Annotated in this window: 11 protein-coding genes; 6 read left to right on the forward strand and 5 right to left on the reverse strand. The window is 38.9% G+C overall.

All coding sequences use genetic code 11. The annotated features are described in order from the left end of the window. Positions 1 to 21 precede the first annotated feature (21 nt). From ACLCDL_RS14845 to rodA, 5 genes are all read left to right on the forward strand, one after another. Positions 22 to 1,044 (forward strand): rod shape-determining protein, encoded by a 1,023-nt coding sequence (locus tag ACLCDL_RS14845; RefSeq protein WP_423149179.1) that lies wholly within the window; start codon positions 22 to 24, stop codon positions 1,042 to 1,044. 123 nt (positions 1,045 to 1,167) lie between these two features. Continuing rightward, positions 1,168 to 2,004, forward strand: a complete 837-nt coding sequence (mreC, locus tag ACLCDL_RS14850) for a rod shape-determining protein MreC (protein WP_423149180.1) — start codon at positions 1,168 to 1,170, stop codon at positions 2,002 to 2,004. After that, positions 1,997 to 2,515 (forward strand): rod shape-determining protein MreD, encoded by a 519-nt coding sequence (locus ACLCDL_RS14855; protein ID WP_423149181.1) that lies wholly within the window; start codon positions 1,997 to 1,999, stop codon positions 2,513 to 2,515. The genes mreC and ACLCDL_RS14855 overlap by 8 nt, the downstream gene beginning before the upstream one ends. Further along, the gene (mrdA, locus tag ACLCDL_RS14860; protein ID WP_423149182.1) at positions 2,512 to 4,461 is read left to right on the forward strand and encodes a penicillin-binding protein 2; all 1,950 of its coding nucleotides are present in this window, start codon (positions 2,512 to 2,514) and stop codon (positions 4,459 to 4,461) included. The genes ACLCDL_RS14855 and mrdA overlap by 4 nt, the downstream gene beginning before the upstream one ends. Next, positions 4,458 to 5,717: a rod shape-determining protein RodA gene (gene rodA, locus ACLCDL_RS14865; RefSeq protein ID WP_423149184.1), complete on the forward strand. Its 1,260-nt coding sequence runs from the start codon at positions 4,458 to 4,460 to the stop codon at positions 5,715 to 5,717. Before mrdA ends, rodA begins: the two co-directional genes overlap by 4 nt. Here rodA and ACLCDL_RS14870 read toward each other — a convergent pair. Together ACLCDL_RS14870 and ACLCDL_RS14875 are read right to left on the reverse strand one after the other, a co-directional pair. Next, entirely contained in the window at positions 5,710 to 6,690 is a 981-nt protein-coding gene (locus ACLCDL_RS14870; protein WP_423149185.1) for a hypothetical protein, read from the reverse strand. The two genes, rodA and ACLCDL_RS14870, sit on opposite strands and share 8 nt — an antisense overlap. A 126-nt stretch (positions 6,691 to 6,816) precedes the next feature. Further along, complete coding sequence (locus ACLCDL_RS14875) at positions 6,817 to 9,696, reverse strand: S8 family serine peptidase (protein WP_423149187.1); 2,880 nt, start codon at positions 9,694 to 9,696, stop codon at positions 6,817 to 6,819. 134 nt (positions 9,697 to 9,830) lie between these two features. Between ACLCDL_RS14875 and ACLCDL_RS14880 the strand changes: the two genes are divergently transcribed. Next, the gene (locus tag ACLCDL_RS14880; protein WP_423149189.1) at positions 9,831 to 10,061 is read left to right on the forward strand and encodes a hypothetical protein; all 231 of its coding nucleotides are present in this window, start codon (positions 9,831 to 9,833) and stop codon (positions 10,059 to 10,061) included. Between the two features lie 16 nt (positions 10,062 to 10,077). Here ACLCDL_RS14880 and ACLCDL_RS14885 read toward each other — a convergent pair whose 3' ends face one another. From ACLCDL_RS14885 to ACLCDL_RS14895, 3 genes are all read right to left on the reverse strand, one after another. Next, positions 10,078 to 10,443, reverse strand: coding sequence for a hypothetical protein (locus ACLCDL_RS14885; RefSeq protein WP_423149191.1), 366 nt, complete (start codon positions 10,441 to 10,443; stop codon positions 10,078 to 10,080). A gap of 118 nt (positions 10,444 to 10,561) precedes the next feature. Next, positions 10,562 to 11,458, reverse strand: a complete 897-nt coding sequence (gene gnd, locus ACLCDL_RS14890; RefSeq protein WP_423149193.1) for a phosphogluconate dehydrogenase (NAD(+)-dependent, decarboxylating) — start codon at positions 11,456 to 11,458, stop codon at positions 10,562 to 10,564. Positions 11,459 to 11,471: 13 nt separating this feature from the next. Further along, positions 11,472 to 12,998: a gluconokinase gene (locus ACLCDL_RS14895; RefSeq protein WP_423149194.1), complete on the reverse strand. Its 1,527-nt coding sequence runs from the start codon at positions 12,996 to 12,998 to the stop codon at positions 11,472 to 11,474. Positions 12,999 to 13,014: the final 16 nt, after the last annotated feature.

A 13,014-nucleotide genomic window follows, 5' to 3' on the forward strand; every position in this document is an offset into this window, starting at 1 on the left:
TAAATTTTTAACATCGCTTTAATGGGCTTATTTAACTGGTTTACACAGGAAATCGCAATAGATTTAGGCACTGCAAACACGCTTATCATTCACAATGACAAGGTAGTGGTTGACGAGCCTTCAATTGTAGCTTTTGACCGCACTACAAACAAAGTAATTGCTATTGGCAGGCAGGCTATGCAAATGGAGGGAAAAACTCACGAGAATATTCGTACAGTTCGCCCTTTAAAAGATGGTGTAATTGCAGATTTTAATGCGGCTGAACATATGATTCGCGGGATGATTAAAATGATCAATAACGGAAAGGGATGGTTCTTCCCTTCTTTACGTATGGTTATTTGTATTCCATCGGGTATTACAGAAGTTGAAAAACGTGCTGTGCGTGACTCTGCCGAAATTGCCGGAGCAAAAGAGGTTTACCTGATACACGAACCAATGGCCGCAGCGGTAGGTATTGGAATTGATGTAGAAGAACCAATGGGAAATATGATTATTGATATTGGTGGTGGAACTACAGAAATTGCCGTTATTGCGCTTTCAGGTATTGTTTGCGATCAGTCAATTCGTGTTGCTGGAGATAATTTCGATAGTGATATTGTTCAGTACATCCGTCGCCAGCATAATATTATGATTGGGGAACGTACTGCGGAAAAAATTAAAATAGAAGTGGGAGCAGCCCTTCCTGAGTTATCCGATCCGCCGGCAGATTTTGCTGTACAGGGACGTGACCTGATGACAGGTGTACCTAAACAAATTACTGTATCCTATACCGAAATAGCTCATTGCCTTGATAAATCGATCTCGAAAATAGAAGAAGCCATCTTGAAAGCATTAGAGATAACTCCGCCTGAACTATCTGCTGATATTTACCAAACTGGTATTTATCTTACTGGTGGCGGCGCACTTTTAAGAGGCCTTGATAAGCGGGTTGCGTCAAAAACCAAACTTCCTGTGCATGTAGCCGAGGATCCGTTACGTGCTGTTGTACGCGGTACCGGAATAGCTTTGAAAAATATCGGAAACTTTAAATTCTTAATGCAATAATTTAAGTTGTAAGTGATGGGTTTTAAGTTGTGTGTTTTTTAAACAATACCCCCAGTGACTAAAATTTAAAACTAAAAGCAACACGACTTAGAACTTACAACTTAAAACCTACAACTAAAAGCAATGCGTAACCTATGGATTTTCATAAGCAAGTATAACGCATTTTTCCTTTTTGCTATTTCTTTTGTAGGATCGCTGGTTATTGCCATTAAGAACAACTCTTTTCAAAGAGCGACGGTCATTAATTCCTCTAATGAAGTTGTTGGAGAAATTTACAGCCGGGTTAATCATTTCAAAGAGTACCTGAACCTTGTAAACGTTAACGATAGTTTGGCTGCAGAAAATGCAAGGCTCAGAAACAGCCTGAAAAGCTCGAAATTTGATGACAGCGTTGCACAGAATATTGTAAACGATACCCTAACAAAACAACAGTACACTTATATTGTATCAAGAGTTGTAAATAATTCGATCCATCAGAAAAATAATTACTTAACAATAAACCGCGGAAAACGTCATGGTGTAGAAAAAGGAATGGGTGTAATAAGCCCTTCGGGAGTTGTTGGTATTGTTTTACAGACCTCTGATAATTTTTCTACGGTTCAGTCTATCTTACATACAGATACCAGGATAAGCGCAAGTATTGAAGGCAGTAACGCTTTCGGCTCGTTAATTTGGGGCGAAGAAGACTTTGATCCGCAAACAGCTACCTTAAAAGATATTCCTAACCACGTAATTGTAAAAAAAGGACAAAAAGTAGTTACCTCCGGGTTTTCGTTATTCCCCCATGATATCCTTATCGGAAAAGTTGTAGATACAGGTGTAAAAGGCGGCGATAGTTTTTTAGATATAAAGGTACATCTTAGTACTGATTTTTCAACACTTCAGTATGTTTATGTAGTAAAAAACACTTTATCTCAGGAGCAGCAGCAATTAGAAACAGAAAGCAAAAAAGATGAGTAGAGTAATTCTGAATAACCTTATACGCTTCCTGGCTCTTATTTTTGTCCAGGTTTTCCTGTTAAAAAACATCGGCTATTATAACTTGGCTACTCCATTTTTATACATATTGTTCATCCTCTTACTACCATTCGACATCCCAAACTGGCTTTTATTCCTTCTTTCATTTATTGCAGGTATTACCGTTGATGCTTTTTATGATACGCCCGGCATTAACGCTGCTGCCTGCTCTGTTCTGGCTCTGGTACGCATTATATTTATTAATCTAACTGTGCAGCGGCAGGGTTTTGAAAATGAGCCTGAGCCACGTTTAGGTATAATGGGTTTCAGATGGTTCTTCTTTTATGCAATCTTTTTGACCATATTTCACCATATAACCCTGTTCCTTCTTGAAACATTCAGCTTCAATGATTTGAGATATACGCTAATCAGGATATTATTTAGCTCCCTGTTAACGTTAGTATTAATTCTCGTATCCGAGTTCATCTTTTTCCGTAAGAAAGAGCGTACATGAATAGTTTTTTTGCAAGAAGATTTGTTATCCAGGCGGTTTTTATTTCTGTTGCCATCATATTGCTTTTGCGGTTATTCTATATCCAGGTAATTGATAAAAGTTATTTTTTATCCGCAAATAACAACGTATTAAGAAAAGTAATCGTTTACCCTGCCAGAGGAGTTATCCTTGACCGTAAGGGGAAAATACTGGTTCAAAATGAACCTGTATATGATATTATGGTTATTCCGCATGAAGTAAAGCCATTTGATACCTTAGAGTTTTGCAAATTGGTTGGAATAGATAAGCCTGGATTTGATAAACGGTTTAAAAAGGCCAGAAATTATTCCCCCTATCGTGCATCTGTCTTTGAAAAACAGCTTTCTGCACGCATGTACGCCACTTTTCAGGAAAAGCTGTTTGAATATCCCGGATTTTTTGTTCAAAAACGTTCTGTGAGACGCTATCCCGACAGTACAGCAGCGCAGTTTCTCGGTTATATCGGCGAAGTTACAGATAAAGAAATTGAAGAGTCAGATGGGTTTTATCAACCCGGAGATTATATTGGCAGAAGCGGAGTTGAACGCTCGTATGAAGAATTACTCCGGGGGCAACGCGGGGTTCAAAATTTAATGGTTGATGCTTTTAATCGCCCTAAGGGACACTTTGCCAATGGAAAATACGATACACTGGCAGTAGCCGGAGATAAATTAATCTCTTCGCTTGACAAAGAACTGCAAAAATTGGGCGAGAAACTGATGCAAAATAAAATAGGCAGTATTGTTGCCATTGAACCTGGCTCCGGTGAAATACTTGCCTTTGTAAGCAGTCCTACATACGATCCGAATGAAATGGTAGGAAGAGAACGTGGGAACAATTATATTAAATATCTTAAACATCCTTACAAACCCTTATTGATACGTCCTATTCAGGCATATTACTCACCAGGTTCTTCTTTTAAACCCGTTGACGCATTAATTGCCCTGCAGGAGGGTATTATTACCCCATCCACCAGCTATTATTGCCCGGGATATTATATGGCAGGCAGCCATCGTGTCAAATGTGAACACGTAGATGGACCGACTGCGTTATCAAAGGGGATAGCCATGTCCTGCAACACCTATTTTTGTTATATTCTGAATGATCTTTTGAGGCTGCAAGGCTCAAAAAAAATTAAGCTGGCCTATGAGAACTGGAAAGAACATGCAAACAAATTCGGTTTCGGAGTAAAACTTGGCATCGACCTTCCCAACGAGAAAAAAGGCATTTTTCCAAGCAGTGAGTATTACGACAAAGTATATAATTCCAGGTGGAACTCAAACACCATTATTTCACTCGCTATCGGGCAGGGGGAATTAAATGCTACCCCTTTACAAATGGCAAACGTTGAATGTATAATAGCCAATAAAGGCTATTATTACAAGCCACACTTAATTAAGGCTATTGGAGATAAAAAAGTTATCAAAAAAGAATTTATTGTAAAAAATCATGTGGGTGTAGAGCCTAAATATTTCGAACCGGTTATAGACGGAATGCAACAGGTTGTAGATAACGGAACAGCAACAGCATCTAAAATACCCGGAGTTGTATTTTGCGGAAAAACGGGGACGGTTCAAAACTCACATGGTAAAAACCACTCTGTATTTGTTGGATTTGCACCGAGAGAGAACCCAAAGATAGCTATCGCAGTAATAGTAGAAAACGGCGGTTACGGCGCATCCTGGGCGGCGCCAATCGCTAGTTTTATGGTAGAAAAATATCTAAAAGATTCCATAACACGTCGTCCCTCTGGCATTGATGTTAATCGGTATATAAATGCCAATCTGTTACCGGCTTTACCGGGGCTAAAAAAAGAGAGCCAAGAAAAAACACCAGAAAAAAAGCAAAAACAGGATACAGTTAAAAAGGCCGTTAGCTTGCAGAAAGCGTATAATGGAACGGGTAAACAAAAGGAAAATAAATCATGAATAATCAAAGGGGGCTTTTCTTTAACGTTGACTGGTTTACAATTCTGCTTTATTTAAGCTTATGTATTATTGGCTGGTTTAATATTCATGCAGCAGTTTACGATCCTGAACATTCCAGTATTATTGATCTTAGCACCAATTATGGCAAGCAGTTCATTTATATTATATCTGCGTTAATACTAGGTACGATTATCCTTTTACTGGATGCCAAGTTTTTTAACACCTTTTCGCCTGTATTTTACGGAGTTTCGCTGGCTTTACTTGTTTTGGTATTAGTTATCGGACGAAATGTAGGAGGAAATCAGGCATGGATTGCCATTGGAAGCTTCAGACTGCAACCTTCGGAATTTGCAAAGTTTTCTACCTGCCTTTTACTTGCCCGTTACCTCAGTTCATCAACAATTAAATTCAGCGACCTGAAAACTCAGTTTTTTACGGGGATTATCCTATTGATACCGATGTTCCTGATCATGCGTCAGCCTGATGCAGGCTCGGCCCTTACCTTCACTTCGCTTGTTTTTACGCTATACAGGGAAGGACTTTCTGGATATGTGCTGGTTATTGAGGGAGTGTCTATTGTACTGTTTGTACTAACGTTACTATACAATAAGTTTTACGTAATAGCGGGTGTCGTGGTATTTGCAGCCTTTCTAATTTATAACTTCCGGAAAAACACCAAATTTACCCAGAAAATTATTGCAGGCCTCGTTTTATCTGTAGCCTTTATCTTCAGCGTTGATTTTGCTTATAATAATATACTCAAAGAGCATCAGAGAAACCGTATTGATGTTATTTTAGGAAAGATCAATGATCCTCGGGGTGAAGGATATAACCTGAACCAGTCAAAAATCGCAATTGGATCCGGACAGCTATGGGGCAAAGGATATTTACAAGGCACACAAACCAAGTACAACTTTGTACCAGAACAAAGTACCGATTTTATTTTTTGTACCATTGGAGAAGAATGGGGATTTGCAGGCTGTTTCGTTGTTATAACATTGTATGTTACGCTCCTTTTACGAATTATTCACCTTGCCGAGCGGCAACGATCCTCATTTTCCAGGATTTACGGCTATGGCGTAGCCTCCATTATTTTCTTCCACTTTTTTATAAATATCGGTATGACGATTGGATTAATACCCGTAATTGGAATACCGCTTCCATTGGTAAGTTACGGAGGATCTTCTTTATGGAGCTTTACCATCCTGATATTTATCCTGCTAAAACTGGATTCAAACAGAATGGGTTTTATTTAACAAAGCGGCGGTTTAAAATTTCATAAAACTTGTTTACCGTAGTTTGTTTGGCTGCCCAATTATTCTTTTCTGAATAGTTTGTCTTCAAAAATTTATCAGCCGCTTCCAACGTATCAAAGCGGTTTAACAATTCTATAGCTTCGCTGTATGCAAGGCTATATCCGTTAAATAAATCTTTAATAAACAAAAGCTTATCATTAAGGCTGATAGAGGATTTCAAATCAGCTGATGCAGGCTGCCGGTTAAAATAAGAACTACCGGTTGAAGCTTTTCTCTGAGCAGAGATTAAATCGTTGATTGTTTTTACAGGAGATTGTTGTTCTGAAAGGGTTGAATGAGAGTCAGGATTAATATCCGATAAGGATGTTTTTGGTTGTTCGTTATGAATAACAGGCGGTAATTCAAACACCTTTTGTTCTTCAACAGGTGTTTCTTCCTTAGCGTCTTCCATGGTTTGCCGAACATTCTCTTTACTCTCAAACGGCGTTTCCTCTATATGTTCATTTTCCGGGGTTGTTACAGCAGGAATTGCTTCATCGGTTATTTTCTCATCCTCTTGCGACGTTTCAACCACATTTACAACTGGAACTTCATTCTCTGGCAATTCTTCAATATCAGTTTCTGCTTCCTCTTTCAAAAAAGGTGTATCGTATTCTATTTCTGACGAAACGTCTTCCGTTGAATTGCTATTCTCTTCTTCCGGCTGGTTAAAAAATTCTGGTTCCGGAAGTTTTTCTTCCACAATTTCAGCAGGAGCTGCAAAAGGAATATGTAAGCCTTTTGACGGAATTTCTTCTGTGCTGTTTATCTTCTTTAATATCTGTAAGTGGTCTGCAAGAAAATTGGAGTTAGCAACAAAGAGCTCGAGCTCCAGCTCATTCAGACTATCGGGATTTGCAGAAAGATATTGATATTGCTCAGTTAATTCAGAAAGAATTCCGCCTATCTTACGTAAAATTTCTTTTTTATTCATACTACTGTACTTTGTGAATTGCAGCCTGAAACAGGTTAGCAAAAATACTATTAAATAACGAAATACAGGATAGAAGCTTATTTGAACATCGCTTTTAAAAGAGAACCGGTACAGCGGAAATGATTTTTACCTGAACAAACTTATCTTGGCAGATTTCTCTATTCCCATAAAACTGAGTTTGCAAATGTAAACTCCATCCTCTAAATCAGAAATTGAAAGCGGTAATGTGTGCTTTCCACTTGTATATCTTTTATTATCCGCAAGTAGCTTGATTCGCTGGCCTAATAAATTGTATAAAGAAATCGTTACCGGACCTTCCTGGGGCAATGAAATTTCAAGGTTAGGGCTTTCTGCGGCAATATTAACAGGATTGGGGTAAGATCTGATAACAATATCTTTACCTGCCGGCACTTTTGGTTCGGATTGTTGAAGAATGGCATACTTTTTTTGTGCCGCCGCTGCACTATTCTGAATATCATTTAAATTATCGCCGCCAATTAGAGCAAATGCCACAACAATAGAATCATTAGCGGGAACATTAAAAGGTCCTTCACCCATTACAAACATTACATCATATCCGTTCGGTGAATCTTCTCCCAGCCCACCTGATTTAATGCCGCTGGAAAGTGTTTTATATTTTTCAGAAATTGTAAAAATATCATCCGATACCGGATCTCCTTCAATACTATATGACAGCGGATAATAAAGCGGTGCAGATGTTTCCGAGAGTAATTTAACTCCCGTGTAAGCACTGTTCTTTCTTTTTGAATAAGTATATCCCATCCTGCTAACGGGATCGTATTTAGTAATATTATTATCACTTTCGTCTATATCCCAATCTGTAAAAAGTCCTGTATATAAGTTGTTAATCACCGCACTGCTTTCATTAATAATCTTGTACTCTACAATTACGTATTTGTCGTCAGGCACGTCCGAAAAAGCAACTACCCGATGTTTTACCCTTATATTAAACGGATTAGGACTTTTGCTATCATCAAATACAGATATTCCCTCGAAAGCTGCGGCACTGTTAGAAAGCCTGCGTGCCGCCTGCTGCTTTACAAAATGTTCGCTGGGAATGTTAGAATTAAAACGCGTATTGTTTGACACCCGAGTGGATGAATTTCCAATCATGAGTGATGCTTCAAAAAGCAGCGATTGATCTTTATATTGAAATCCGATTCCATTGGTTGCATCCGGTAAACTGTAACCTATCCTGCCGTTGCTGGTCATGGTTGTAGCAACTTCGTTCACTTTAACATTCAGATAGTCATGTGCGAGAATGAGTGTAAATGTTTCAAAGTCCTGGTAAGTATTTCCGTTCGCCGCGTAATTAAGTCGAAATACAACTTCGCTATTATCAGGTATGCCTTCCTTTATTCTGACCTGAAAAGGACCGAGATGCGTTTTTATCTCATCTGTTGCCAAATCTCCCACCGGAACCTGCTCTTGAACGATTGTGACGTTAGGATCATCGGTAGTTAAATTTACGAGAAGATTTTTCGCTGACGAGAGCGTATTTTTAAGATCAAAATAGATGTCGAAGACGGAACCCTCAGGAAGGTTTTCTTTTCCTTTGTCATCCACAACCAGATTCAGGTAACGTATTGAGGGCGGAGATTCTGTTAAAGCCCTGTAAACATTTAACCGGCCCCTCCCCAAACGTCCGGCAAAATTAGGATTCTGTGCATCTATATTGTCAGCTGTAACACGTAAACGCTCCCCCACCTGCTGCATTGTTAGTTCGGGAAAATATGATTTCACCAATGCTGCTGCACTTGAAACCACCGGTGTCGACATAGAAGTTCCAGTTAGCTGTTTATAGGTATTGTTAAACGCCGTGCTGCGAATATTGGTACCGGGTGCAGAAATAGAAACAAAAGAGCCATAATTTGAGGAGCTGCTTTTCACATCGTCATCTCTAACATTAGCAACAGCGATAACCCCGGGATAACCGGCAGGGTAATCGGGTTGAGCAGAACTGCTGTTTCCGGCAGCAGCTACAATCAGGCATCCTTTACTTATTGCATACTTAACGATATCAGCACCGTAATTACCGCCACTTGGTCCGCCCCAGGAACAATTAATAATCTGTGCGCCGTGATCAACTGCATATTTTATACCATCGTACCCGTAGTAAATAGAAGAAGCATCATTGTCTGCTCCTGTCTTAACAATTAATAATTTAGCATTAAATGAGATACTTGCTACTCCCACATTATTGTCGGTAATGGCTGAGGCTATTCCGCTGACATGAACGCCATGATCTGTAGAATCGCTCTTCACTCCCGGATCATTATCAGGTTCTGGGTTATTCCCAGACTTGCCCACAAGGTCCCAGCCTCTGTAGTTATCAACAAAACCGTCGTTGTCGTCATCCAGCCCATTTATCGGATCGGCGGTATTAATAAAAATATTTGAAGAAAGATCCTCATGATCTAAATCTGAACCGGAATCTACAATGCCTATAACAACAGCTGAAGAATTACGGGCAAGATCCCAGGCTTGTGGCGCCTTAACTTGTTGTAAATACGATTGCGAGGTTTTATATAGCGGGTCGTTGGGATCATAATTTGTATGAGAGATATACCGGGGTTCAGCGTATTCTACTGTTTCATCCTGTAATATTTCGTTTATTACATCTTCAATTTTAGCTTTAGCTGCAAATTTTACTTCAAAAATTCTGTTTAAGCCTGCAATATCCTTACTTGCGTCACTACGGTAGGTAGAAATAGCAGCTCTATGAGGAAACTTTTGTGCTATGGATTGTAACTTACCGAGTTTAAGTTTAAGATCGGGAAATTTTTCCGCCTGAACACTCTTTGTTCTGTCGCCCTGTTCCTGAGAACCCTCTTTAACCTTTATTATTAAAGAATTTGGTAAATAATCTTTTTGTGTTACTCCTGCAGGCAGATGAAATTTTCTGACTGCCCCCATTGGTTTTTCCTGAGAAAAACCCGTTAAAGCCTGCACAATAAAAACTGTAAAGAGTAGAAATTTAACCATTCAGGATCGTGAGACTTCAAAATTCGAGCATTGAAAGTTAATAAGAAATAATCTCTTTAAAAAATCAGTTGCTACGATATTTAAGCAAAAACAAGTTTAAAAAATTATTGTTAAAACATATTATTATAAACTATATGGGCCAGATTTTAACTATTAACTTAAACAAGTCCCACTACCAGTTCCAGGTACTAAAATTACAACAAACGGGACAGGTAATAGAATCGCAAATTCTTTTACAGGGAAGTACAGTTACTCTTTGTAAAGAAACAAACAAGGGCTGGATACAAAAAGATGATTCAGATCCGATTGTTAATGATTTAGTTAAAGCAATTGGAAATTCTATTTCACTGAGATATCGGGTTTAAGCCTGCAACTGCAGCTTTATGCTGCAGTTTCTTTTTCATCCACAGCAGCAGTCTTCATCAGGATTTCATTATATTTTTCGAGCAGTGCGATGTATTTATTCTTCCAGAAAGAAGCGCTGTTGGTTTCTTCTTTTTGCTGCATTGATTCAAGAAACCTGCTTAATTGTGCATATTTAGAGGATGTCAATTGCTCGGGAAAATCAATAGAGAAATCATACCCAATAGCAAAGCCTATCTTGCAAATAATATCAATACTTAACTTTTCCTGAGCAAACCAGTTATACAAAGACCGGCGGTTAACATCAACCTGCCGTGCTAACTCTGCTATACTAATTCCACTTCTTCGTACAGCTCTTTCTACTATTGCTCCTGAATGTTTCATACTAAGCGTTATTTTATTGCCTTTTAATAACAGGAGAACTATAAGAATGTTTTATAGAATTTGCGTATATAAAAAGAATCTTTCTCCTTTATTAAAAAACTTACTAAAAATAAAGCACTTAGCTTTTTATAACAGAGTGCCCACCAAACTCATTCCTCAAAGCTGCAACTACTTTTCCTGCAAAAGTATCTTCCTGCAAAGATCTGTATCGCATAATTACCGACAAGGCAATAACAGGTGTAGGAATTTGTTTTTCAAGAGCGGTTTCCAGTGTCCACTTTCCTTCGCCGGATGATTGCATAATTCCTTTAATAGAATTTAGTCCGGGATCTTTTACAAGGGCACGTTCAGTAAGTTCCATCAGCCAGCTTCGTACAACAGATCCCTGATTCCATAAACCCGCCACAGCTGCCAGGTTTAAATCAAATTCGCTTTGATTAAGCACTTCAAATCCTTCAGCAATTGCCTGCATCATCCCATATTCAATTCCATTATGTACCATCTTTACATAATGTCCGGCTCCCGAAGCACCGCAGTATAGATAACCCCCGGGAAGAGAGATATCTTTAAATATCGTTTCGCAATAGTCAAAAGCCGATTTTTCACCCCCAATCATTGCGCAAATTCCATTTAAAGCTCCTTCTGTACCTCCGCTTGTGCCACAATCTAAATATTTTATTCCTGCCTGTGCAAGATCAGCAGCTCTTCTGACAGTATCGTTATAATTCGAATTACCACCATCAATAATAATATCATCAGTTGATAACAGCTTTTTGAGGTCATTTAACGTACTGTCAATGATCTTTCCGGCAGGAATCATCAGCCATATTACCTTCATATTATTTAGTGCCTGAACTAACTCTACCAGCGAATTTACTGCTGCAATACCTTGCTGACTTATAGAATTCAGTGCTTCCTGGTTTACATCATATGCGACTACATCGTGATTATTACGTTTTAGGTTCAATGCCAGGTTATAACCCATTTTTCCTAAGCCAATTAGTCCTATTTTCATATTTTTTACATTATCAGATAGAATTCTGTTCCTGAACAATCTTAGACTTTAAATCATTTAGCTGATGCATATGTTGTTTTAGCGTCGGATAAATCGATTTGAAAATTCTAAAATATGTATTATATATTTCTGTATTAGCCAATGAGGGATAAATAACTGCACTGGAAGTTTTATTCGCTATATTATCCATTGGAATAAATATCCCCATGCTTTCCATACCCAGATAAGCGGCACCAATAGCAGAAGCATCAGCTGAATGTGCAATACGAATTTGTTTTCCGGTAACATCAGCAAGCATTTGAGTCCAAATACCAGAATTTACAAATCCGCCGCTTACGTACAATTCCGTTACGTTTTCTGACGATTTTTCCAGGCTTTCTAAAACATCTTTCAGAGAAAAACAAATCCCTTCCAGAACTGCCCTGGAAAAATGCGCTCTGCCGTGCTTTGAAGTTATACCTAAAAAAGTACCGCTGCTTCTTACATCCCAGATAGGGGCTCTCTCGCCTATTATATATGGGAGAAAAATCAAGCCCTCGCTTCCGGCAGAAACAGTCGCTGCCTCCTGAAAAAAGCTTTCATAATCTGTTGCTGAAAGGGCCTCTTCGTTTAAAATATTTTTTATATACCATTGTACAGCATTCCCACCGTTGTTAATTGCGCCGCCGCAAATAAATTTATTTTTCTTTAAGAGGTAATTAAATGTCATAGCCGAATAATTAAAAATCGGCTTATCGCTCGCAATTCTGACTGCCCCGCTCGTGCCAATGGTAACAGCCCCTTTTCCCGGTTCTGTAGCGAAGGAACCGAGATTTGCCAGACAGCCATCGCTGGCTCCAATAATAAAAGGAATGCCAGGCGTAAGTTCGGGTATAAAGCGGGTCACAAAATTCGTACCTCCGGCACTATAATCAGTATCAACCGGAACTGAAAGCTGACTTTCTGTAATTCCTGCAATTTCTAAAGCAAGTTTATTCCAGCTTAATTTTTCAATATCGAATAAACCCGTAGCAGTTGCAATAGAATAATCAACACAAAATTCATTAAATAATTTATACCAGATATATTCTTTAATTGAGATGAATTTGTGTGTTTGTTCAAAAAGTGTAGGATTGTGTTCTCTGATCCAGATTATTTTACAGAGTGGAGACATGGGATGCAAGGGTGTGCCGCTTGCTCTATATAAAGGCTCTCCATGTGCAGATTCTTTCAGCCGATCGGCAATATCTACACTTCGTCCATCTGCCCAGGTCATCATTTTTGCCAGGGCTTCTCCTTTTTCATTTACAGGAATCACGCTGTGCATTGCACTGCTAAAGCATACAGCCCGGGGTGCTTTTCCAGTTTTTGACAACAGATCTCTTATACAACTGGTTAACGCACCCCATATAGTTTCCGGATCCTGCTCGCTATAACCAGGATAAGGGCATTCTATTGAATAATGAATTTGAGAATCAGCAACAGGTTTTCCGTTTAAATCTACCGCCACGGCCTTTGTACTGCCGGAGCCAATATCAATTCCCAGGAAATAGTCTTGCATAATCAACTCTTAATAG

This window comes from Rubrilithobacter danxiaensis, from assembly GCF_047272945.1.
GTDB lineage: Bacteria > Bacteroidota > Bacteroidia > Sphingobacteriales > Sphingobacteriaceae > Rubrolithibacter > Rubrolithibacter danxiaensis.

Bases quoted from the DNA above. Each gene is read 5' to 3' on its own strand.
- ACLCDL_RS14855 (WP_423149181.1), top strand. From the start codon at position 1,997: ATGAGTAGAGTAATTCTGAATAACCTTATACGCTTCCTGGCTCTTATT.
- mreC (WP_423149180.1), top strand. From the start codon at position 1,168: ATGCGTAACCTATGGATTTTCATAAGCAAGTATAACGCATTTTTCCTT.
- ACLCDL_RS14875 (WP_423149187.1), bottom strand. From the start codon at position 9,696: ATGGTTAAATTTCTACTCTTTACAGTTTTTATTGTGCAGGCTTTAACG.
- ACLCDL_RS14870 (WP_423149185.1), bottom strand. From the start codon at position 6,690: ATGAATAAAAAAGAAATTTTACGTAAGATAGGCGGAATTCTTTCTGAA.
- ACLCDL_RS14845 (WP_423149179.1), top strand. From the start codon at position 22: ATGGGCTTATTTAACTGGTTTACACAGGAAATCGCAATAGATTTAGGC.
- rodA (WP_423149184.1), top strand. From the start codon at position 4,458: ATGAATAATCAAAGGGGGCTTTTCTTTAACGTTGACTGGTTTACAATT.
- mrdA (WP_423149182.1), top strand. From the start codon at position 2,512: ATGAATAGTTTTTTTGCAAGAAGATTTGTTATCCAGGCGGTTTTTATT.
- gnd (WP_423149193.1), bottom strand. From the start codon at position 11,458: ATGAAAATAGGACTAATTGGCTTAGGAAAAATGGGTTATAACCTGGCA.
- ACLCDL_RS14880 (WP_423149189.1), top strand. From the start codon at position 9,831: ATGGGCCAGATTTTAACTATTAACTTAAACAAGTCCCACTACCAGTTC.
- ACLCDL_RS14885 (WP_423149191.1), bottom strand. From the start codon at position 10,443: ATGAAACATTCAGGAGCAATAGTAGAAAGAGCTGTACGAAGAAGTGGA.
- ACLCDL_RS14895 (WP_423149194.1), bottom strand. From the start codon at position 12,998: ATGCAAGACTATTTCCTGGGAATTGATATTGGCTCCGGCAGTACAAAG.